Genomic DNA, 23,521 nt, shown 5'->3' on the forward strand with positions numbered 1-23,521 from the left:
CCAATCTATAACTGGGAGCCGCTTATTTTTTATTTAAAATACCAGATGCCAAGCGATCGAACATTCGCGGGAATAGATGAAATATTTTGATCCCCATTCCAGCCACAAAAGGAAGATCTTTCTCAGGAATATTTCTTTCTATCGCATGCATGAGTTCTTTAACGACTTTCTCCGGTTTAAGCATAAACCAAGCCACATTTTTAACATAGTTACCGCTCGGATCTGCTTTATCAAAGAAAGGTGTTGAGATAGGGCCCGGGTTAATCGCTGTTATAGAAATCCCAGATCTTATAAGCTCCTGCCGCAAGCTGTTCGTGAAACCTAACACTGCGTGCTTAGTCGCGGAATAACCCGTGGATTTGGCCGAACCAATCTTACCCGCCATAGAAGCCACGTTCACAATATGACCGCTCCCGGCCTTCAGCATATGAGGCAATACAGCTTGGGTACATCGGACTATGCCCATGTAATTTACATTCATCATTTCTTCAAAATGAGCAAGCGGCGCTTCCGCAAACGACTCAAATATCCCATAACCCGCGTTATTAATCAAAATATCGATACGACCAAATTTGGCTATAATTTGTCCTACAACATCATGAACCTGCTTTGTATTCGTTACATCCATCTCGTAAAAGGCATGCTGACCTTGCAAGCCCGAAGCAATTTCTTCAAGTTTTTTTGTACTGCGTGCAGTTAATATAGGAATGGCTCCTTTGGCTGCAAATTGCTGTGCCATAACGGCCCCAATGCCGCTCGAAGCTCCTGTAATTAAGACGATTTTGTTCGCAATGTTCAAGCTTACCTTCTCCTTATTGCGCAGTTTACAAAAAAATGGAGATACCGCTTAAGCAGCACTCCAGTTCATTTTAACATATGTATCTATAATAGGTCTCTTACGTGATTAATACTTGAATGTCCAGCTCGCCAATGTTATCCATGATCAAAGGTATGGTCAATGCTCTCTTCGGCACAAATCCAGCAGCTGTTGCAGATTGAACAATTTTCGGCGGTGTAATATCCACCCTTACCCCTTGATTGAAAAGCATTGTGCTTGCATTCCCACTAATCATATTACCAAGCTCAGAGATGGCGCTCTTACCCATTTCGTCCATTTCTGTAATAACAAATCCACCCATCATGGCAGAAACCATTTTCAAAGCAACATCCTCAGCTAAGCCGAAAACAATATCGCCTTCCATCTGCCCGGTCATCCCGATTTGGATCCAGATATACTTTTCCACAAATTTGACGTCTTTGACGCCGAGCTGCCCCGTTGTTGGGCGAATGTTAGCAACTTGCTCGATGACAATTCTAGCCGACTCCAAAAAGGGATTAATGTACTCAGCCTTCATAGCTCCGCTCCGATCTCATTTGTGAATAAGTTCCGCAGAAAAACGACCTTTTTCAACATTATACCTAAAAAATTAGGACAAGTATACTGTCTTTTTCGATAAAATAGTTCCTTCTACTCAGATACACAATCTCATCCTACCTTCATACTTATATTGTCGAACAACGATGCTTTGTTCATGCAAAAAGGAAAATGCAACATGAATATGGAAGATTATATATATTCGTGTCGAATCCTGATAAGCTTATGGGAGAAAATTCCTTAAAGGAGCGTTGGAAGTCTGTATGATAAAACAGCATATTACTGCTCGAAATTGGAGTTTATATCAATTTGCGCTAGTTTATCATATTATTGCCCTATTTTTGATCGGGGTAAATTTCTACTTTATACATCCTCTTGCTTATATGCAAGATAACCGTTTGATAGGCCTATTTATCGATGTCATCCTATTTGGCTCGATTTTCGGATTAGCTTTATTTGGCATTAAACTAGTTAATAAAAGAGTATTGACCATTAACGAAACCGCGAAACGATATAAATCACTTTACGATAATCATCCTGATTCTATTATCTCGTTTAGCTTGGACGGCGAGGTATTGTCCGCTAATCATGGATTGGAAAGTCTTCTAGGACTAGCTCGCGAGACCTCGATGTTAACTTCCTTCATTCCTATGATCAATCCCCCGGATCTTCTCAAGGCATTGCATCATTTCCAAGTGGCTTCAGCCGGGATGCCGCAAAATTTCGAGGCTGCCTTTGTTCATCAGAAAGGTTACCCTATCCAATCCAATGTAACGTTCGTCCCGACGATGGTAGATGGCAGTATTGTAGGAGTTTTCGCCATTCTTAAAGATTTGACTGAAGTCAAGGAACAGAAGAAGGTCATCGATAAGCTCTATAAACAAAATCAACTCATTCTCAATTCCGTTTCAGAAGGTATTTACGGGATTGATAGGAGTGGTCGCACCATTTTCTGGAATAAGGCCGCTGAGGCGATAACCGGGTGGAAAGTAGATGAAATGCTGGGCCGGCAAATTCATAATCTTATTCGACCCGTTAAGAGCGATGGTACGCTTTATTCACCTGAGGAAAGCCCTATTTTGAATACGATTCTGAATCACGAAATTTCTGACATGAAAGAGGATATGTTCTGGAGAAAAGATGAAACCACCTTCCCCGTCATGTACATGTCTAGTCCTATGCTGGAGGGCAAAGGTGAACTCCTAGGTACGGTTATTACTTTCAGAGATATTACCGAGTTGAAAAAGACGCAGGAGCTGCTAATTAAATCAGACAAGCTGTCTGCTGTTGGGCAGTTGGCTGCTGGCGTTGCGCATGAAATCCGGAATCCGTTAACGGCATTGAAGGGATTCTTGCAGTTGCTCAAGACGAATGATGCCAAAGAGAAATATTACATAGAAATCATGCAAAATGAACTGAAGCGTATTGAATTTATTGTGAATGAGTTCTTGCTTGTATCCAAGCCGCAGGCGACACATTTCGTAACTCAGACCTTAGATTCCATTGTCACAAGCACAATTGAACTTCTTCAACCTCAAGCACTGCTTGGAAATATTCAGATTGAAGCAGAACTTACGTCAGATCTGCCGCCTGTCTCCTGTGATGAGCATCAGCTTAAGCAGGTTTTCATCAATATTATGAAAAATGCGTTGGAAGCTATGCCGCAAGGTGGTACAATGCGTATTCAAGCTCTACTGGACAATAACCGAAGCAGCATAATCATACGTTTCATCGATCAGGGGTGCGGTATATCACCCGAGCGGCTGCCCAAGCTTGGAGAACCATTTTATAGTACGAAGGAAAAAGGAACAGGACTAGGTCTTATGGTCTGTTATCGAATTATCGAAGCACACGGCGGCTTTATGGAAATTCGTAGTAAATTAGAAGAAGGAACGACGGTAGAGATCACACTTCCTTCCACGCAATAAACACATGAAAGGGAGTATTAGCAAGATGAAAGGTTTTCTCATTGATTTAGACGGTACACTGTACCGGGGGCATGAACCGATTCCCCATGCGGCGGCATTCATTGATTGGCTGCACCAGCACCAATTGCCCTATCTACTCGTGACGAACAATTCGTCTCGCACGCCTGAACAGGTTGCCGAGCATCTGCAAGAGCTCGGCATAAAGGTTCCAGCGGCGGCCGTCTATACTTCCTCACAGGCGGCCGCTCAGTACCTGACCGAGCAGCGCGGAGGTCACCGCGTGCATATGGTCGGCGAAGCCGGACTACGGATCGCCTTGGAGGCGTCCGGCTTCGCCGTAAGTACTGAGACGACGCCGGATTACGTCGTCCAAGGCATTGACCGCAGCTTCTCCTACGAGAAGCTGACCGAAGCGGTCCGCCATCTGAAGCATGGCGCGACCTATGTGTTAACCAATCCCGACCGCATGCTGCCGTCGGATGGTGGGCTTATGCCAGGAGCTGGCTCCCTGGCAGCTTCGATCACCGCCGCCTCGGGCGTGGAGCCCGTGGTGATCGGCAAGCCTTCGCCGATCATCATGGCTTACGCCATCGAGCGGCTCGGGCTGCCTGCCGCCGATGTCTGGGTCATCGGCGATAACGTGCATACCGACATCCGCGGAGGCAGGTTGGCGGGATGCCGCACGGCGCTTGTGTTGACCGGTGTCGCCACGGCGGATAACGTGCAAGTGCAGCTGGCGTCGGCGGGCTTGACGCCGGACTTGATCTGCGATGATTTGCAGCACTTCATCGAGCAGTTAAACGGAAGTGGCAGCATATAATGTGAACATTCACATCCAACTAGGAGTGGGATAATCGAGTGAAATAGCTACTTGTGAAATAGAAGATCGCCACTTGCAAATAAAAAGCCGCAACTGTACTCAACAAGAGCAGTTGCGGCTTTCTTCTATTCAATACGGTCCCAGTCAACTTCCAGCGGGGAATTCTTCTCTTGCAAGCGGCCCTCTCTCGCATCCTTCTGCAGCTGCTCCAGCCATTTTAACTCGCTAAATGCCCGTTTATAGGTTCCTATTAACATCTGTAAGACAACTCTTGGAACAATGGAAATGTGTTCTTCATACAAGCTTTTCATCTTGTTCATAATGATTTTTTGGGCCAAAATCTTATTTTCAAGAATGTCGGCAATCTTCGCCTGATCCCCATGCACGGAGAAAGGCAGAGCGACATAAAGCGGATGGTAGTGCTTGATTTCTTCATGCAATTGTTCCACTAATAGTTCTTGAAATTTTAATTTCCCGGCTGCGGTAATTTGATAGATCGTTTTCTCCGGACGATTCGTGTCCCGTACAACCTCATGTGCTTCTACGAGTTCATCCTTATGGAGTTGATCCATCGCATAATACAGCGAGCCGTCTTGCAGCTTCATGTAATTGTTCATGCCTCTTTCTTTCATCGTCTGCCGAATTTCATAGGTATGCCGGTTAGCTTCCATCAGCAGCCCGAGAATGACGAGCTTCATCGACATGATGTTAACCTCCTAGTTAGTGTCCTATAGGAGCGCTTTCTTTGACCGGAGCACTTCCCACTTCAAGTTTAGCATTACCCATGAATAAGATGAACACAAGACCGATTACAGCCAGAACGATGGTCGTTTGGAAAACAACGGCAATGGAGTCAGCCAACGCTGTAAGGAGCTTGTGTAGAACTTCGGCTGGAATGTTTGCTCGAACCTCCGGCTGAAGCAGAATTCGCGCATCTTGGAACTTCTCAGCCATAGCTGGATCCTGAAGGGATGTTGTGATGTTATCTCTTAGCGAGTTGACTTGAATGCTGCCAAACACCGCCACCCCGATGGCTGAACCTACGGAACGGAAGAAACCAACCAGTGAAGTCACTGTGCCTCTGAGGCGAAAGTCTATTTTATGGAGCGCAGACATCGATGTAATCGGGAAGCAAGCTCCGAGCCCAAGACCAAGGAGAATCATATAGGTTGTAATTAGCCAGCGCTTGGAATCGATGGAGAGTCCGCCTAAAAGCGAAGTTGCCAGCAGCAGTAACACGATGGAAACAAGCATGACATTGCGATAAGAGAACTTACCGATGAAGCGCCCGCCGAGTGCACTGCTGACAACGACACCCAGCATCATTGGGGTTAAAGTAGAACCTGCACTTGTAGCAGAGCCTTCAAATACACCTTGAATGAATAAAGGTATGTATGTGCCGGCTGAGATCAAAACTGCACCATAAGCGAAGCTGACACCCATGCTAGCGGTGAATAGGCGATTTTTGAACAAATCAAGCGGGATAATCGGTTCTGCTGCATATTTTTCAATCATAATAAATGTACCTAAGAGAACAGCAAAACCTGCAAACAACCCAATGATTTGTAAGGAATCCCAAGCATATTCTTTACCTCCAAGTTCCAACGCGAACATGAGGGAGATAATCGACGCTGTTAGAAAAATAGTACCGCCCCAATCGATCTTCGCCTTGCTGTGTTCGACGGATTCGTGATAAGAGAAAATGATTAATAGTAAGGACACAATGCCGAGGGGGAGATTTATAAAGAAAATCCATTCCCAAGTCACATGATCGGTGAAGTACGCACCAATGATCGGCCCCAGTACGCTGGATAGTCCGAATACAGCCCCGAACAACCCTTGCATTTTACCCCGTTTCTCTGGCGGGAAAATATCAAAAATAATCGCGAAAGTTATCGGCATAAGGGCACCGCCCCCGATACCTTGAATGGCGCGGTAGATGATGAGCTCAGTCATCGATCCCGCCGTTCCACATAAGGCTGAGCCAATCATAAATACAATGATACCGATAATAAAAAATAGTTTTCGGCCATACATATCGGATAGTTTACCGAAAATAGGCATGGCAGCCACATTCGCAATTAAATACGCAGAAAAAACCCAGACGAATTGGCTGAAACCGCCTAGTTTGGACACGATCGTTGGCATCGCTGTTGAAACAATGGTCTGATCCAGCGAAGCCAGTAAGAGTCCCATCATCAACGCCACAACGGTCCACGTTGTATTTGACTTACGGGTTAACGACATAAAGTGAATCTCCTTCATCCTTTATTTCATATATATAAAGTATTATAATCAAATTTGAGTATTTAGCAACGGAAATTGGTTGTGTTCGTCCGAACTTCCTCGCTAGAATGTGCTTGGTTGTCCAACTTTATCCTGAAATGTTGCCGATTCCGGTCTTCCTATCATATAATAGGGTTACAAAAGGTTTTTATGTCCTTTACAATTCCGATAAATTTTATTTGTATCTTTACTATAAAAAGCAGGAGGTATGCTCATGAATATGAACCAGTTAGAAACATTGCTCACCATATCCAAAACAATGAGCTTTCGAAAAGCTGGCGAAATTCTTAACTTGACCCAACCTGCCGTTTCCGCGCAAATAAAGAGCCTTGAAGACGAATTCGGCACAATTCTCATTGATCGCAATCAGCCCGTTACATTAACCGATAGTGGCAAGCTGTTCTTGGAGCATGCAGAAAAAATGCTGCGGATCGCCAGTGATCTCAAGCAGCGGTTGTCTGACTTACATCATATACCTCAAGGTCATATCCATATTGGCACGACAACGTCAATTGCCATGCAGATTTTACCGAGGGTGCTGTCCTATTTCCAAGACCAGTTCCCACTGATCAAGACGACCATTCACTCGATGACCTCTTCCCAAATTATGACTTCGGTGGAGAATAGCCAAATTGATATTGGCATTACGTATTTGTTCGAAAAAAATCAAGCCTTAGAAACTTCGGTGCTTTATTATGATACTTTCGAGCTGATTGTTTCCACACAGCATCCACTTAGCCGATTTGCCCATTTATCTATTGAGAAGCTGCGCAACATTCCATTCATTATGCTTTCTCCGGAAACAGCCGGCCGACGATTCGTTGATCAAATCTTCAAAGCTTATGATGTCTCCCCACATATTGTGATGGAGCTCTCCAGCAGCGAAGAAGTGAAGCGCATGGTGGAGCTAAATCTCGGGGTCGCTATCATCTCCAAGCTTTCTGTCGCAGATGAACTGCGACATGGAACTTTGAAAATGGTCAAAGTGAACGAATTGGATATTACGCACCCTGTAGGTGTAGTATATAAGTCAGGACGCTACTTGAATTCTGCGATGCAGCAGTTCCTTCGTGATCTAAAAGGAATGCCGGAAACCCAGTTTCTCGGCTCAGAATAAAATATGACTGCTTGCGATGCCAGTTTTGCTAAAGCAAAACTCTAAGGAGGTTATTTACGATGAAATTCGACCTACATACCCATCATGACCGATGTGGACACGCTAAAGATAAAATTCGCGACTATATCGAAGCCGCTATTGCCGGCGGATTGCAAGTCATCGGGATTTCTGACCATTCCCCTTATTTTGGGAGCCCAGATGATCAGGCTCAACCTTTAATCGCTATGGCTAAGAGTGAATTCCCCCGTTATATCGAGGAAGTTCTGCAACTAAAAAAAGAATATGAAGGTAAAATTGATGTGCTTCTAGGTGTTGAATCCGATTACTTCCCAGATCATGTCGAGATCTACCGTCAAGAGTATGCAAAATACCCGTTCGATTATATTATTGGCTCTGTTCATCTATCAGGCGGTGTCAGTATCTTCAACCGCAACAGGTGGAAAAAACTAAATGAAGAGCAGAAGATCCAGCATAAAGAAGAGTATTATAACCTTATTGCGGAATCAGCACGTTCCGGCATGTTCCAAATTCTCGGGCATATCGATGCAATGAAAGGCTTCTATCCTGCCTTCTCTGATATCGCTACACCTTTGGTTAATGAAACGTTGAAAATCATTGGAGAAGCTGGTGTAGCGATTGAAATCAATACTTCAGGAAAGACGAAGGACGTAGGCGGCTGGTACCCTTCCAATGAAATATTGGAGCAAGCGCTGCATTATGGTGTTGAAGTGACCTTCGGCTCAGATGCTCATCTGCCAAGCCGAGTTGCTGATGATTGGGAAGAAGTTAGCAAGACGTTAAAAGAGATTGGCTTCAACCATTGGGTCTATTTCAAAAATAAACAAAAACAAATCGTTCAACTTTAAAACAGAAAAAATCTCCTTCGCTGCTTTCAGCGGGGGAGATTTTTTCTGTTCTCTATTCAATATGGCCAGATGGGTTTGATTCAAGAAAAGCAAGCTTATGCTGTAAACATTGCTGTAACACAGGCAGAGCTTGCTCGGCAGTCATTGGCCGGAAGAAGTAATAGCCTTGAATTTGACTGCAGCCATTAGCGACTAAGAAGCCCGCCTGTTCTTCTGTTTCAACACCTTCCGCAATAATTTGCAGTTGAAACGAATTGGCTACAGAAATAATTGCTTTAATCATTGCTCGATCCTTATCATCCGTCTGTACGCCGCGGACAAACGATTGGTCCAATTTGATTTTGGTGACTGGGAACCTTTTCAAATAACTTAGAGAGGAGTAATGTGTACCGAAATCGTCAACGGATATCGCAATGCCCAGCCCTCGAAGCTTGCTAAGTGCATCTAGCTGTTCATCCTGCATCGCGAAATTCTCGGTTATTTCCATCTCCAAATACTTGGCTTCCAGGCCTGTCTGATCTAAAATTTGTATCACTTTATCAACAAAACGTTCATCATTCAGCTGTTTGACCGATAGATTGACCGAAATCACTAAAGGTTCATTCGTCATGCTGTGCCAAGCCTTCATCTGCTTGCAAGCACCTCTCAAAACCCACTCACCAATACTAGCAATTGTACCAATTTCTTCTGCTAGAGGAATGAAGTCAGCTGGAGAAATATAACCTTTGGTCGTATGATTCCAACGTAGGAGTGCTTCCACACCAATAATTTTACCCAATAAACAATCTACCTGCGGTTGATACACGATTTCGAGTTCATTCCGCTCAAGTGACTGGCGCAGATGATTTCCCATCTCCAGCTTTGTTAGGGAATTCATTGCCATCTGCTGATTAAAGAAGCTGTATGAGCTGCCGCTCTCTTTTTTGGCTATGTACATGGCAATATCCGCATTTTTGAGCAATGCTTCCCAAGTTACACCCCCATACGGATACTGCACGATACCAATACTGGCGCTAATGAAAAAAGAGCGATTCGATAACAAACAAGGCGGCTTTAAGATATCTATTAATTGTTCACAGAAGAGCTGAATCTCCTTCTCACTTGGACAATCTTCTAGCAGGATGGCAAACTCGTCCCCACCAAATCTGGCAAACGTATGATAGGAAAGATTAGATTGTCCAATACGATTAGCAACTTCCTGCAGCATAAGATCGCCCATATGATGACCATGCGAATCATTAACCATCTTGAAGTTATCCAGATCAAAGAAAAGCATAGCAAGGGATGTATGATTAATTTCGTTGTGTACAATTTGTTCTTTTAAGATCATCTGAAAATGGGCTCGATTATGTATGCCTGTCAGAACATCATGATAAGCCATGTACGATAGCATTTGTTCGGATTCCCGCAAGCGTTTGGTTGAATCGTATAATTCTTGCTGTCCTGCCAGAAGTTCTTCATTCGCAGAAGTCAAATCCTCATTTGCAAACTGTAACTCTTGTGTGCGCTCATTTACCGCTCGATATAACTTATCCCGCTGTCTAACGCTATACAGGATAAAGATGAGACCAATTAGCAGAACAAGTATAAAAGAGCTGCGTATTAATATGATTTGATGCTTAATACTCTGAACAGCACTTGCTTGCGGCAGCGCAGCAAGCTCCCATTTCGTATCCGTATGTTCAATGGTGGCTATCATTGGATTTTCTTGAAAAACAGAATCGTCACCAAAGAACGCTGTCTCTCCAGGATTGCGGATGGAAATCTGTAAATCCCCTGTATCTACATTCTTAATTCCTGCTTCGACAAGCAGATGGTCCAGATTTACACCAACAGATACGAACCCCCAAAAAACACCATCTTGATAGATTGGCTTTCGAGCGACTAAACCATAAATGCCTTGTAGTAATTGAAATGGGCCATTCATTGTCATTTTTTTAGTCTGCAAAGCTCTTAAAACTTGCTGTTGAATATTGGCACGAGGATCCTGCAGCAAATCCCAATTATATATACTTTCGTTGCCCTGAATCGGATATACGAACTTCATAACTCCTTTAGGCGCAATAATTAAATTAAACGTTGATCCCTGAGCCCCATGATAAAGAGATGCCATGTATGCCATGACTTCTTTATCGTCTTTGTTTTGCAAGTAACTCGCATCCACATAAGCTTCCAAGCTTACCATCATATTAAAATTACGGTCAATAACGGATTGTAAAGCCAATGCTCTTGAGGATAATTGGGACTGTTCCGTAATTTCAAGCTCATGGAGTAAGGAGTCCTTATACTTATTAAGAACAAACTCTGACGATGAAACTAATATGACGAAAATTAGAGCTATTATCGTGTTTTGAATCATTTTCATGCTACTCTACTCCTAAGTCATATAAAAGTTTTATGTCACAATTCGACATCATCAGACTCTATTATTTCATCTCTAAACCTTCTGATGCAATCTTTTTATTGAAGTTGGTATTACTTCGCAAAAATGAATGAGAAATAACAAGAAGGACCTAGCCTAGATTGGCTGGGTCCCTTCTTGTTTTCCGATTTTACAACGCTCCATTAATGCAGCTGAGAAAGGTCCCATCAACCCATACAAGAAAATATGAATTGAGACAACGGAGGATACATCCGCGCGGCCCTCACCCGAACTCTTTTTCAAAGGGAAGCATGAAAATGCTAGGCACCGAGCGTATACCCGCCGATACAATCAAGGTAAAGAAGGTCACCAAGACGACAATTCAGCCGTAATGCAGTTTGGTGCGTTTTGCTAAAGTTCTCACTTTATTAACTCCCATTCCTCTGCCAAAATCCCATAAACCTCATGATCATGAAAGGTGTTATAACTGAACCCGGCCTGTCTAATTGTTCCTTCATGTTTGAATTTCAGCCTCACTGGAACTGCGCGGCTCTTGAAGTTATCCGTACGAGCTCTTATTTCGATCCGGTTTAATTTCAACTCTTTCAAGGAGTAGCTCACCATACATCTACAAGAATCCGTCATGATCCCTTTCCCCTGATACCCCTCTGCAAGCCAATATCCAATCGATGTTATCTGATTGCCCCAATCAATTTCGTGAAGGCTAATACAACCTACGATCTCATTCTGATAAAAAATACCGCAATTAATGCCATTGTTTTTTGCAAAGCGGCTAAGTTCTGATTCTATAAAAGCCCTTGTGTCTTCTACTTTAGTTGTTTTATCAACCCATGGAAGCCATTTCGCTAAATAAGCACGATTCTGATTGACCAAATGGAATAAGGCATCTGCATGCCTAACTTCTAGTATCTTTAATTCGAGTTCATCACTTATTTTACATGTAAACATGATTGACCTCCGATCTTGCACTATGATTGGCATTTCCACGATTTTGTTCCTTGTTATATAATAATGCAAAGACAACCTGAACGAATGGAGAAATGAATATGGATATACATGAAATTCCCATGCATTTAATTGACGAGGATACGGATCAGCCCAGATATCAATTCGATGAAGAGGCGCTCCAAGAATTAATGAAAAGCATCGAGGAGATTGGCTTACTCTCTCCAATTAAAGTGAGGACAACGGCTGACAACCGGTACAAAATTATTTACGGGAATCGGAGATACAAAGCTAGCAAAATGCTGGGACGCCCCACCATGTCCTGTATTGTATCAACAGTAACAGATGAGTTGGAGATTTATTTGGAACAGATTGCGGAGAATCTGACAAGGGAAGGCTTTTCACCCATTGAAGAAGCCGAGGCCTTCCACAAACTTATGAATGATTCCAAATTCAGTTCCTCTATTAAATACCTTTCTAGCAAACTGGGCAAGCCAGAAACATACATCAAAAACAAATGTGATTTGTTAAAGTTTGGAAATTCAGTTAAGAAGCTGATCGTAAGCGGTACAGAAATTCGCAAAGACAAGCTGACCGAGGATCAGCTGCTGCCTATCAAAGATTTACCGATCGAACACCGTGATCCGCTAGCTTTGATTATTGCCAGAGATGAAATGCCTGTCAGTGATGTCAAAAAGATTGCTCGAATGTTCAAAGATAAAGATATTTCAGAAAGCACTAAAGGGAAGCTTCTCTATAAAACAGGTCATGATCTGGTAGAAACTTGGTCCGTCTTTCAAAACAACCGAGCAGAACGAGCCAAGCCTGCAGCTGCAAAAGCTTCGACAAAAGTGGAGAAAGCGGAGAAATCCAAGGAAGTAGTCTCGGACAATAAAACAGAAATGCCGATTCAAAGCGGGCTGCCTGCAGCTTCAACTAGTCCAACAACTAGCCCAATTCAAGCCAAACTTCTGCAAATGCTTAGCGCATTTCCTGCAGCTAGTGATATTCAAGTTGAAGCCTTAGACGTCGATGTCCATGATAAAGAACAATTTCTGAATGATCTCAATACCTTAGTCGGTAATTTGGAAAAGCATTTGGATGCGTGGAAAAAAGTTAGAGAACTTGCCGTTACCCACTAACATCCTAGTCCTGCAATTCAAGTACTCCAAGCTTCTTCGCATAGCAATGCCTTAGAAGACCGCCATACATCGGGCGGGTGAATTGAAGTGTGAAACCTGCAGCTTCTAAGTTTTTCCGACTTATCTCATTGTCAGGATGAACGGTCGCGTAGAGGTATAACATACCTTGTTCCTGCGCCCGCTGTTCCCTCAAAGCATGAAAATGCCGCTGCAGTCCTTGTCCCCTGACCGATTCATGGACAATAGATCCTTCTAGAGAAGCAACTCTTGGTAGATCTGCTTCCGGCACTCCAAACTCTCGTCCGAGATTATTGGCACTTAGACCGGGAAATGCGATAACCGTATAGGCAACAAGCTTTTCACCTTGAAAAGTGCCATACATCTCCCCCTTGTCTTGGACATATTCGTATAGTGCCTCCAAGCGGTCCATCGAATAAAGCGCATCAGAAGGAAGACGTGACACCACGTCCATCATTAATGCTTGCACTTGCGGTATATCTTGTTGCCATAAACGCCTTATTTCCAAGTTTGTAATCCTCCTCATGTTCCACTGACCAAGTAGGTCACCATGGGTTGCTGAAACCAAGTCTCATTTCGTCCGTCATTGTCTTGAGCTTTAATCTCAATCCTGCATACCATGGTGGCGTATTGGATAGATCACTGTCCTCCAAAGCTGTTAAGATTCTCGATAAGCTATAGAGCTTAGAGAACCTTAGGAACTTTGGAAAGTGTTCTATCATTTGCTTGTCTAATGGACATATCGCCGTATAGCCTCTCAGAAAGCATTCTATCTGACTGCTGAAAACCCTCTCTGTATTATCCAACACGTCGGCAAGAGCTGCAACAATATCCATCGCATACCAATGATTCATAGCATCATCATAATCAAAATCATGAAATTGCGACGTACTTGCATGCCAGAAATTGTTATCCAGTTGAAAATCATAATGAATGATTTTTCTCTCAAATCTTCCCTCTGAGTAACAAACGAATCCTCGCGAATGTAATGACACACATAGGAACGTCGCCAACGGTCCTTGCTTCGATTCTTATTGGACGAATGGATGAGCAGCTAATTTGTTCATCATACTGCCGAGGTTATCATTCAACAATGGCTGGAATTATCACGTTTGTATCTGAAATTGATATTAGCAGTTCCACTCACTAAGAGGCTTCATTTGGGATAAATGTGATAATACGCTCTATTTCCTCTGCCACTTCAATGAGCTGATCATGGAAATCTTCTTTTTGCACAACGGCAAGTTCTAGGTAACTTGCAGCTTCATGCAAACGATTTGCGGAAATACTTCCGGCAACTCCGATAAGTGTATGTATGGCCCTTTTGACAGCCTTCCAATCCTCATCAACGATACTTAGCGTTAGTTGCTCGACAAAAGTTGTATAATTTTTCTTAAACAACTGAAGCATGACAATCAGAATGCTTTCTTTTCCTTCTAAACGGGCAAGTGCAGCTTGCCAATCTATCGCTTCAATGTGCCTATAAAAATGGATTGTGTTCGTCTGACTAGCACCTATTGAAGTAGAGAGTTCTATCCATTTACTAATCACACTAAAGAGACGCTTTATATCCAACGGCTTACTAATGACGTCATTCATGCCGTATCGGATATAATCCTCATGATCCTGTTTAACAACGTTGGCCGTCAGTCCAATGATGGGGATATTCATATAGTTCGGGATTTGACGAATGTGTGCTGTCGCTTCAACACCGTCCATGATCGGCATGTGAATATCCATCAAAATCAAGTCGTATTCGTCGATTTCCAATTTTCCAATGGCTTCCTGACCATTTTCCGCTATCGTGATCTCAAATCCATGCTCCTCTAGAAACTCCATGGCAACCTGCTGATTAATTTCGTTATCTTCCACGAGAAGAATTCGCCCTTTCTTACTAACTCTGGAAGACTTGGCCTGCAAAGATCTCCTGCTTCTGGGAGATTGGTTGTGCGGATTAAACAGGGATTCCAACGTTTGATAAAGCTCTAAACGGCAAATCGGTTTAACCATGACGGCATCTGGTCTTGCGCTAATCGGAAGCTTCAGCATTTCTTCTTTACCAAGCGGTGAAGTTAAGCATATAACAAGCGTTTGTTCTCTTTGGATCGACTCGATAAATGTGTTCCATGTATCTATGCCATACATATCTTCAATTTCCATATCAAGCAGGATACAATCGTACTTGTCGTCCTCGTTCTCCAACCCCTTCATCCGTTCAAACATATCTTTCCAGGTAGGCACCTCTGAAACGATTAAGGCAAACGACTCTAACGTGTCCCGTAAGCTGCTGCGCATCAGGGGATGATCTTCGACCAGTAAAACTTGATACGTTATATGCTCTTTTGTTAAGTCCCATTCATCAGGATCAGCGAGTTCTATGACTTGAAAAGGCAGTGTAAATTTAAATTTGCTTCCTTTACCCTCTACACTCTCAGCTGCTAAAGACCCGCCCATAAGCCCAATCAAATGTTGGCTGATCGTAAGTCCTAAACCAGTTCCCCCATATTCACGGCTCGTAGATCCATCTGCCTGAGAAAAAGGATCAAAAATAAAGGCTAAACGATCTGAAGATATACCTATTCCACTATCCTCTACGGTAAAGCTAAGCTTAATTTCTTCTTTGGACGTGTGTGGTTCCAACTCAATTTGGAGCATCACATAGCCCTCTGAAGTAAATTTGATCGCATTGCTGCAAAGATTAAGCAGTACTTGCTTTAATCTTAGCGGATCCCCGAGAATATGGTTGGGAAGTTCAGCGGCTGTATTAAAAATAAGCTCGATTTGGCGACTATCGGATAAGACACTTAGTATGCTGGAGAGATCCTTAAGAAGCTCATCTAACTGAAAGCTGGTACGTTCTACTTCGAGTTTTCCCGCTTCTACTTTGGAAAGGTCAAGAACATCATTAATAATGCCTAACAGCGTATGGGAAGAAGATTTTATTTTATACAGATAATCCTTTTGATGGTCTGAGAGCGTGGTTTTCCCGAGAAGTTGGGAAAGACCAATGATACCGTTCAGAGGAGTTCTAATTTCATGACTCATTTTGGCAATAAATTGGCTTTTAGCTTGATTCGCTTGATCGGCGGCATGCCGCATGGTTACCTCTGTGAAATCATGAACCGTTCCAACAATACCTTCCAATTCACCACTCGCATCATGGTAGGCTGAAAGGGTGACACAATAATCTCGAAGCTCACCCGTAGAGGACGGAATACGCATTTCAAATCGTACGTTACCACTATTCAGGATAACTTCTTGGAAATGGGAATCCCAACGAATTTGCTCGGCATCCGGGAGAAACTCGGTTATTTTTTTGCCCAACATGTCTGCAGCTGTCGCCTGGGTCATCAGGGATACAATTTGATTAACGGAGGTAATCTTGCCTTCCTTCGTGAACCCAAGAATTCCTTCCTGTGAATTCTCAACGAGGATACGATAACGTGCTTCACTCTCCCGAATCCGCCGCTCTGCTGCTGTTCTCTCTGTAATATCTGTCGTAGAGCCGATGACTTCGACCACCTGCTCACCTTCAAATATAGGCTGTAAAGTTGTAAAGGCGATCTTACCCTTTATTTGATACTCATAAGCAACTTTGTTCCCCTTCCATGCTTCTTCAAATTTCCCAACTACAAATGTTGTGAATTCAGTGGTAAAACCTTTGATTGATTGTATATTTCTACCTAATAAATCTTGTGGATGTAGTCCGAGATTTCGTAACAACCGGCCATCAACCATAGAATAAATGAATTGATTATGAATTTTCTTAAGTTTAAATGTAATGCCGGGCTGCAGCCGAAGAATGTCCACTAACTCTTGTTGAATATGACTTACCTGACTCCTTAGCTCCTCTGCCTTTAGGAAATAGCGGATTAGCGCTGCTGCGAATAAGCCCCCTCCCAAATGCAGAAGTAAAGCTGGAATGACTAACCGGGCAACAGGAATATGATAGATGAGTACCATATCAACGAACAAAACGCTGATAGGACACATAATTAAAAATGTCCATTTTCTCCAATAGCCATGAATGTAATGATTGGTTAGCGCAGTTCCCGCAAATATGAGCAGTCCCAGTGTAGAGATTCGAAAGAAAACAGAAGGATCTATCAGCGTCCTGCCAATAATCATAATCATGGTGGCAATAAAACCAGAGATTCCTCCACCAATGAATGTAGCCATCAGAATGGCAATCGCTTTTAAATCCAATATATGTCTTGCAGTAACATGTACGCCAAGAAAAGTTAGAATGACACCATAGATCCCATGCATCAGACCTGCTATTAGGCGAAATTTCCATCTTGATGTGGCTTTTAATCTAGGAGAATAGAAAATCTCGATAGACAAGAAAATAAAAACAGCCAGTATCGAGAAATTGTTCAGTAGATCTTTGAGCACAACTATTCACCTCACCGCTTAATTACACACCTTAAATCGCTGAAAGATGCACAAATTTATAACCAACACCCCAGACGGTTTTAATATACTGAGGTTCCTTTGGATTCTGTTCTATTTTTCTACGGAGATTCGTAATATGTACATCAATGGCGCGATCATTCACGATTTCGCCCATCCGATATAAAGTATCTATAAGCTCATCGCGTCTAAACACTCTGCCAGGATAGTGAATAAAACGTTTCATAATTTCAAATTCCGAATTGGTGATATCAATTTTTTGATCTTTGATCACAATCAACCTGCGCTCTACATCCAGAGTAAAGTCAGGATATTGTGACTCTGATTCTGTCCCTTCCGACACACCGCAAGCAGGAACCTGTATGTCCGCCATACGAAGCGAGGCTTTGATCCGTGCTTTTAACTCTTGCATGCTAAATGGCTTACAAAGATAGTCATCAGCCCCAATATTAAAGGCCTCTACCTTCTCCTTAATGTTTGTTTTTGTCGATATCACAATAATAGGAACGGAACTTAGCCCCCTAATGGCCCCGCATAGCTCTAACCCCTCATAATCTGGCAAAACAAGATCTAATAAAATCACATGAGGCTGAAAATGAATGATTTCCCTCAAACCGTCATGTCCATTTACGGATTGCTTCACTTCAAATTGATCTTCCGAAAGATACATGCTTATCATTTGTCCAATAATGATGTCGTCTTCGATAATAAGCACCTTAATCACTAATACCCCTCCTTTATACCTATTTTGTTTCTCTCACCTATTATAATATGTCGAATTATGGCAGGTCTAGACTATTTTTTACCAGAAATATGAAAAACAAAAACGCCATAGAACCGATAGTCCCTGTCATGGCGCTAGGATGACTCTTATGTATTCGCAATTCGATTGCATGCAAATCTATCAAAAATCTCGGGTACTTCGCTTGCTTCTACCGGTGCTAAACATTATTTTTCCTAATAGTTCACTAATGAATCTAACACTTCCACTCTTCTGAAAAAAGTGAAAAGACCAAGCTCTGACCGCACTCGGGTCATAAACTAGGCCTTTATCTTATAGTTGTTACATATTCTCTCAGACATGCTTGCTATTCATGGCAATCATTTAAGGAAATCGAAACAACTTCGTTATTTCTTATGGTTTCGTTTGCAGTTTTACCCACATAGACTTATTTCGGAATTCTTCCTCCGCTCCCAACTCTCTCCCAAACCATGAAGGTACTTTAAAGAGCCGCGCAGCTTCAACATCTGGAAACTCGACCTCGACAACCAGGAGATCTACTTGTTTATATTCATCAATTTCAAAATGGAGCCCCTGAACATCAACCGTGGTGCGAATCTTCTCCATTGGGATTAACCCCGTACGTTCAAGCAGCTGCTTATAGATAGGCTCCGATATGTTATATTCAATCTCTTCCCGAACCAAGCCATGTCCCGATTTGTACGTATGTGTAAAATGCGACAATCCAGAACTATCCACCAGCTGGCGCACTCTGATTTCTTGATCCTCCGAGAAGGCCAAATAGGTTTGATAGATGTACTGCTTTGAAACTAGCGTTATCTCATTATTGTCCAGTTCAGCCGCAGGGAACGCGGGTAATAGGAACTTTCTTTCGATTTCGGCACTCATTGGTGTGACCCCTTTCCAAATAAATCATGTTTTCTTCATCATTTTACCACGCTATCATGAAAAAGACTCCCCTAAAGGAAGCTTTCCCCCTTCTCATCGATTAGACTGATTCAAAGATCGGAATCGAGCTGGAGATACCTCATTCCACGCCCGAAACATTTTACCAAAATGAAATTCATCGGCAAATCCGCATGCAGTTGCAATAGCTTTCATGGGTTCTTCTGTTAGCAGCAGCAGTGTTTTGGCTTTCTCATTGCGAATCCGGTTCAAGTACTCTTTGGGTGAAACGCCTACTTGCTGCATGAACATTTTTCGTAACTGGGAGACGGAGATATGGAATGTTCGCGCGAGTTCTTCCATCCTCAGGGGCCGATTATAGCAGGTTTCTATCCAAAACTTCGCTTGTTGAAATGCTTTCATATACGGGTCCGTTGACGTGTTCGTATCCCTCATGAAATGAATCAATCGTGAAAGGACATATTGGAATTCAGCCTGTCTTTCGTGCGGGTCTGGGCTCTGTAACGTCCCTATCTGCTTGAACTGCTCTTGAATCCAGACTGCTTGCTCCGGAGAATACAACTTATTAAAAGGCAATTGAAGTGAGTCCAAATGAACGGGCTGCAGCCAGGTTTGGTTCTCATAGGGGATGTCGAAAGCATCAAACAGAAGCATACGAATATAGAGCGGTTTTTCCACAGATGATGTCATGGTCAACGTAAAACCCGGCTTTAAGTAGAAGAGCATACCCGATTGTACCTTCAGTATCTCTTCATCAAATGAATGTGTAAATTCTCCTTCTCCACTCATAATCCAGTAAAAAGAATGAACATCTGTTGTATTCCGAATGTCTTTCCAGCCTGGAACAGGAAGCTTCTCATAGGTCAGACGAAGATGATACATCCGGTGCTCTTTCGTTTCCATTCATTCACCACCTTCAAAGCGATTTTGACAAATATTAAAGTTCTTTATCCATAGAAAATAGCCTTTCTTCCATGATACGCTTTACTAAACATACATGAAAGGGGCTTTTCCTTTGATTCGTACTTTTCAACAACACTCTCTACGCCATACCCGACTTCTTGATGGATTGTGGGACTTCATAACGGATCCAGGAAATGTAGGGATAATGGAACAATGGCATGCCAAGTTTCCATCCGATTCCCGAAAGCTTGTGGTTCCTTCTTGCTGGAATAACGAATTAGGCTATTACGATTATATCGGCGCTGCGTGGTATCGCACGTATTTCGACACCGCACAGGAAGCCAATATTCGACTGTGCTTTGAAGGAATTCTTCATCATGCCGATGTTTATGTTGACGGTCATCACCTCGGTTACCACTTTGGCGGCTACACCCAGTTCTCCAAGGTCATCCCTCATCTAGCGAAGGGAAAGCATGAATTAATTATTCGTGTAGACAGCACCCTTGATTGGCAGACACTGCCCACAGATATCGCAGATTGGTACTCTTATGGTGGAATCATACGTTCTGTCGAGCTTCAGGAGCTTCCTGATGTTTATATTGAATCTTTGAAAATCGATTATCAACTAGAGGGCGATACCGCAGATATCCAGCTGGAAGTAAAGTTAAACTCCTTGAGCTCGGTTGATAGTCAAATTATTGTTAGTGCCTCTACAGAAGGACTAGCTTTCTCAGAATCACCTGTCCATATCGCGGCGGGCCAATCTTCACAGCTTTCGCTCCGAGGAAGCCTCGAAAACATCCGTAAATGGGATGTTGGACATCCCGAATTATATATGTTCACGGTCCAAGCAGGAGAAGATGATCTTATCGATCGGACAGGATTCCGTACCATTGAAGTCAATAACAGCCAAATCCTCCTAAATGGCAAAGCGCTGTATTTGCAAGGAGTGAATCGACACGAAGAGCATCCCGAATGGGGATTTGCTTTTCCGCCTAAGCTTATGCTGAAGGATTTGGATATTTTGACCGATATGGGCTGCAACATCGTTCGCGGCTCGCACTACCCACAAAGCCAGTTCTGGATCGATTTGCTTGATGAACATGGAATGCTCCTGTGGAGCGAGATCCCGATGTGGGGCTGTTTTATGAGCAAAGAAACGCTGGCTAGTCCCCTATTCGCAGAACGCGGCTTGCAAATGTTAGACGAAATGATAAGCCGTGATTATCATCACCCTTCGATCATTTTCTGGGGGGCCCATAACGAAATAGATACTCGCACGGATGAAGCACTTACGCTTACTAAGAAATTCGTTAGCAAAATTCGCAGCATGGATACCAGCCGCCTAGTTACGTACGCCACGATGCATCCTGAGGAAGACATTGTGCTATCCTATTTCGATGTCATCGGAATCAACAAATATTACGGCTGGTATCAAGGAAACGTGAACGGATTCCGTGACATGCTTCAGCAGTATTATCAAAATGCAGAATCACAAGGCGCCAGTGGTAAGCCCGTCATCATGAGCGAGTTTGGCGCTGCAGGCATCTTCGGAGATGCTGGATGGGAGCCTCGCTTGTTCAGTGAAGATTATCAAGCTGACGTTGTGCAGCAGGCTTTACAGATCTTCCGCGAGGATCCCCGCATCGTCGGCACATTGATTTGGCACTTCGCCGACATTCGCGTCGATGTGCGCAGTGACCGTCCTTACTTCCGAGATCGGGCGCGGAGTTTTAACAACAAGGGGCTGCTTAATGAATATCGCAAGCCTAAGCTGGCTTACCGATTGGTGAAGGAGATTTATCGATCTAAGAATTAACTACTAAAAAGTAAAATCGTAGAAAAGACGTTCAAATCAGGCAATCACCCGGTTTTGAACGTCTTTTTTGCTTCCCGTTTGTATGTACTAGCCTTTGAGTGATCCCGCTGTTATACCAGAAATAATCCGTTTATTGAAAATGGAGATTACAAGGATTGACGGAAGGGTTGTCATCACAATGGCCGCAAACATCGGTGCAAAATCCGTTGCGTATTGACCCTGAAAACTCAAAAGTCCAATAGGAAGTGTCATTTTATTGGCATCGTTAATGAATGTTAGTACAACCAGTAGTTCATTCCAGATTCCAGCAAAGTTTATAATGCCAACCGTCATAAGCGCCGGTATTAATAAAGGCATCAAAACTCGCCAATAAACACCGTAAACCGTACAGCCATCAATAATGGCCGCTTCCATAATTTCTTTGGGAATGGAACTCATAAAACCGCTTAGCACCAGCACCGATGTAGGTAGAGCAAAGGCAACATAAATAAGAATCAAGCCGATTTGCGAATTCATCAGATTTAATTTAGAGAAGAATATAACCAAAGGAATGAGTGTTGCTTGCAGCGGAACCATCAAACCGATGAGAAAATAAACTAATGTGCCTTTCGATGCTTTCCACTTTAATTTAATAATCGCAAAAGAGGCCATTGAACCTATTAGTAAGACTAGAAGTAAAGTGACCGTCGTAACGAGTACCGAATTATAAAAATAACGGCCTGTCCCCCCTGTAATCCATGCATTTATGTAGTTTCCCCACAGCCAATGCAGTGGAAGTTCCCAAGGACGTTCAAAAATTTCCGGTGTTTTCTTGAGTGAATTTACAATAAGCCAAAACAGAGGATAAATATAGACAAGCGTTCCTAATCCCAAAAATAAATAAGTGAACAGCTTTTGAATGGGGCGAATCATTTTTGAACCTTGCTCCATACGCGTACCTCCTTCCTTAATCTTCGATATCTTTGGTAGAAATTAATTTATTAATAACAAACGTAACGATTAAGCACATAACTAGTAAGATGACAGCTAATGAATTACCGTAGCCATATTCCAACTGACCAAAAGAACGTTTTTGCAAATAACCGACCAGTGTTTGTGATACATTGGCAGGTCCCCCACCCGTCATGACATAAACAAGATCAAAAAACCTTAAGGAACCAATAGAAATGAGAATGGCATTCACTTTAATAATCGGTTTAAGCAATGGCATGGTGATATGCCATACCAATTTCCATCCGATAGCACCTTCAAGACGCGCGGCCTCATAGATTTCCTCGGAAATATTCTGTATCGCAGCAATGAACAGGATCATGGTATACCCAATAAATTGCCAAGATACAACCGCTGTAACTGCCCACATCACCGTTTTGGGTTCAGACAACCACAGGTGCTTTAGTGAATCTAGCCCCAGCCAATCAAGTAAATTATTAATAATACCGATCTGCGGATGATATATAAATGTCCACATCATACCCACGGCGACACTCGATAGGAATGCTGGCATAATGAAAACAAGCTTAAAGAAATCTTTCCCTCGTACGTTTCCTGTCAGAATCAAGGCCAGAAAAAAACCAAATGGCAGTTGAATCACCAAACTTGTCACCAAGAGAAATAACACGTTACGGATCGTTATAAAAAAAATATCATCATCTGAAAACATACGCGTATAATTGTCCAACCCTATAAACTTCATCGGATTCAGAACATCCCAATCAAAAAAGCTCAAATAAATCGATGCGATGATGGGGATGAAAACAATAGCCGAATATAGAAACAGGGCAGGGGTTATAAAGAATGCAATAGTCGAGACTTTTCTCAGCATTTTATCCATAAACAACCACTCCATTATTGTTTTGAT

Annotated in this window: 20 protein-coding genes; 6 read left to right on the plus strand and 14 right to left on the minus strand. The window is 42.8% G+C overall.

Features of this window, described 5'->3' with window-relative positions; all coding sequences use genetic code 11:
* Positions 1-22: 22 nt before the first annotated feature.
* Together QFZ80_RS26310 and QFZ80_RS26315 are read right to left on the minus strand one after the other, a co-directional pair.
* Positions 23-799, minus strand: coding sequence for an SDR family NAD(P)-dependent oxidoreductase (locus QFZ80_RS26310; RefSeq protein ID WP_307561849.1), 777 nt, complete (start codon positions 797-799; stop codon positions 23-25).
* 97 nt (positions 800-896) lie between these two features.
* Positions 897-1,355 (minus strand): chemotaxis protein CheX, encoded by a 459-nt coding sequence (locus tag QFZ80_RS26315; RefSeq protein ID WP_057307491.1) that lies wholly within the window; start codon positions 1,353-1,355, stop codon positions 897-899.
* A gap of 283 nt (positions 1,356-1,638) precedes the next feature.
* On the opposite strand from QFZ80_RS26315, the gene QFZ80_RS26320 reads away from it, so the two are divergent.
* Positions 1,639-3,303: a PAS domain-containing sensor histidine kinase gene (locus tag QFZ80_RS26320; RefSeq protein WP_307553107.1), complete on the plus strand. Its 1,665-nt coding sequence runs from the start codon at positions 1,639-1,641 to the stop codon at positions 3,301-3,303.
* A gap of 25 nt (positions 3,304-3,328) precedes the next feature.
* The gene (locus tag QFZ80_RS26325; protein WP_307561851.1) at positions 3,329-4,123 is read left to right on the plus strand and encodes a TIGR01457 family HAD-type hydrolase; all 795 of its coding nucleotides are present in this window, start codon (positions 3,329-3,331) and stop codon (positions 4,121-4,123) included.
* 125 nt (positions 4,124-4,248) lie between these two features.
* Here QFZ80_RS26325 and QFZ80_RS26330 read toward each other — a convergent pair whose 3' ends face one another.
* Together QFZ80_RS26330 and QFZ80_RS26335 are read right to left on the minus strand one after the other, a co-directional pair.
* Positions 4,249-4,827 carry a PadR family transcriptional regulator gene (locus QFZ80_RS26330; protein ID WP_307553105.1) on the minus strand — a complete coding sequence of 193 codons (579 nt, stop codon included), beginning with the start codon at positions 4,825-4,827 and terminating at the stop codon, positions 4,249-4,251.
* A 16-nt stretch (positions 4,828-4,843) separates the two neighbouring features.
* Positions 4,844-6,370: an MDR family MFS transporter gene (locus QFZ80_RS26335; protein ID WP_307553104.1), complete on the minus strand. Its 1,527-nt coding sequence runs from the start codon at positions 6,368-6,370 to the stop codon at positions 4,844-4,846.
* 253 nt (positions 6,371-6,623) lie between these two features.
* On the opposite strand from QFZ80_RS26335, the gene QFZ80_RS26340 reads away from it, so the two are divergent.
* Together QFZ80_RS26340 and QFZ80_RS26345 are read left to right on the plus strand one after the other, a co-directional pair.
* Positions 6,624-7,526, plus strand: coding sequence for a LysR family transcriptional regulator (locus tag QFZ80_RS26340; RefSeq protein ID WP_307553103.1), 903 nt, complete (start codon positions 6,624-6,626; stop codon positions 7,524-7,526).
* A gap of 59 nt (positions 7,527-7,585) precedes the next feature.
* Positions 7,586-8,392: a histidinol-phosphatase gene (locus QFZ80_RS26345; protein WP_307553102.1), complete on the plus strand. Its 807-nt coding sequence runs from the start codon at positions 7,586-7,588 to the stop codon at positions 8,390-8,392.
* A 52-nt stretch (positions 8,393-8,444) separates the two neighbouring features.
* On the opposite strand, the gene QFZ80_RS26350 is transcribed toward QFZ80_RS26345, so the two are convergent.
* A complete protein-coding gene (locus QFZ80_RS26350) occupies positions 8,445-10,757 on the minus strand; it encodes a bifunctional diguanylate cyclase/phosphodiesterase (protein ID WP_307561853.1) in 2,313 nt (770 codons plus the stop codon).
* Between the two features lie 417 nt (positions 10,758-11,174).
* Complete coding sequence (locus tag QFZ80_RS26355; protein ID WP_307553099.1) at positions 11,175-11,723, minus strand: GNAT family N-acetyltransferase; 549 nt, start codon at positions 11,721-11,723, stop codon at positions 11,175-11,177.
* Between the two features lie 98 nt (positions 11,724-11,821).
* On the opposite strand from QFZ80_RS26355, the gene QFZ80_RS26360 reads away from it, so the two are divergent.
* Positions 11,822-12,862 carry a ParB/RepB/Spo0J family partition protein gene (locus tag QFZ80_RS26360; protein WP_307553098.1) on the plus strand — a complete coding sequence of 347 codons (1,041 nt, stop codon included), beginning with the start codon at positions 11,822-11,824 and terminating at the stop codon, positions 12,860-12,862.
* A gap of 4 nt (positions 12,863-12,866) precedes the next feature.
* Here the strand turns inward: QFZ80_RS26360 and QFZ80_RS26365 are convergent, their stop codons facing one another.
* The 6 genes from QFZ80_RS26365 to QFZ80_RS26390 all read right to left on the minus strand — a co-directional run bounded on the left by QFZ80_RS26365 (position 12,867) and on the right by QFZ80_RS26390 (position 19,844).
* Entirely contained in the window at positions 12,867-13,388 is a 522-nt protein-coding gene (locus tag QFZ80_RS26365) for a GNAT family N-acetyltransferase (RefSeq protein ID WP_307561855.1), read from the minus strand.
* Between the two features lie 37 nt (positions 13,389-13,425).
* A complete protein-coding gene (locus QFZ80_RS26370) occupies positions 13,426-13,875 on the minus strand; it encodes an aminoglycoside phosphotransferase/kinase family protein (protein ID WP_307561857.1) in 450 nt (149 codons plus the stop codon).
* Between the two features lie 151 nt (positions 13,876-14,026).
* A complete protein-coding gene (locus QFZ80_RS26375; protein WP_307561859.1) occupies positions 14,027-17,275 on the minus strand; it encodes a response regulator in 3,249 nt (1,082 codons plus the stop codon).
* Between the two features lie 31 nt (positions 17,276-17,306).
* Entirely contained in the window at positions 17,307-18,017 is a 711-nt protein-coding gene (locus QFZ80_RS26380; protein WP_307553094.1) for a response regulator transcription factor, read from the minus strand.
* A 411-nt stretch (positions 18,018-18,428) separates the two neighbouring features.
* A complete protein-coding gene (locus QFZ80_RS26385; protein WP_307561861.1) occupies positions 18,429-18,923 on the minus strand; it encodes a CYTH domain-containing protein in 495 nt (164 codons plus the stop codon).
* 93 nt (positions 18,924-19,016) lie between these two features.
* Complete coding sequence (locus QFZ80_RS26390) at positions 19,017-19,844, minus strand: AraC family transcriptional regulator (protein WP_307553092.1); 828 nt, start codon at positions 19,842-19,844, stop codon at positions 19,017-19,019.
* Positions 19,845-20,049: 205 nt separating this feature from the next.
* Between QFZ80_RS26390 and QFZ80_RS26395 the strand changes: the two genes are divergently transcribed.
* Entirely contained in the window at positions 20,050-21,663 is a 1,614-nt protein-coding gene (locus QFZ80_RS26395) for a glycoside hydrolase family 2 protein (protein WP_483874736.1), read from the plus strand.
* A gap of 87 nt (positions 21,664-21,750) precedes the next feature.
* Here QFZ80_RS26395 and QFZ80_RS26400 read toward each other — a convergent pair whose 3' ends face one another.
* Positions 21,751-22,593 carry a carbohydrate ABC transporter permease gene (locus tag QFZ80_RS26400; RefSeq protein WP_307553090.1) on the minus strand — a complete coding sequence of 281 codons (843 nt, stop codon included), beginning with the start codon at positions 22,591-22,593 and terminating at the stop codon, positions 21,751-21,753.
* Between the two features lie 16 nt (positions 22,594-22,609).
* Positions 22,610-23,494, minus strand: a complete 885-nt coding sequence (locus QFZ80_RS26405) for a carbohydrate ABC transporter permease (RefSeq protein ID WP_307561865.1) — start codon at positions 23,492-23,494, stop codon at positions 22,610-22,612.
* Positions 23,495-23,521 lie beyond the last annotated feature (27 nt).

It is taken from the genome of Paenibacillus sp. V4I7, assembly GCF_030817275.1.
Taxonomy (GTDB): domain Bacteria; phylum Bacillota; class Bacilli; order Paenibacillales; family NBRC-103111; genus Paenibacillus_E.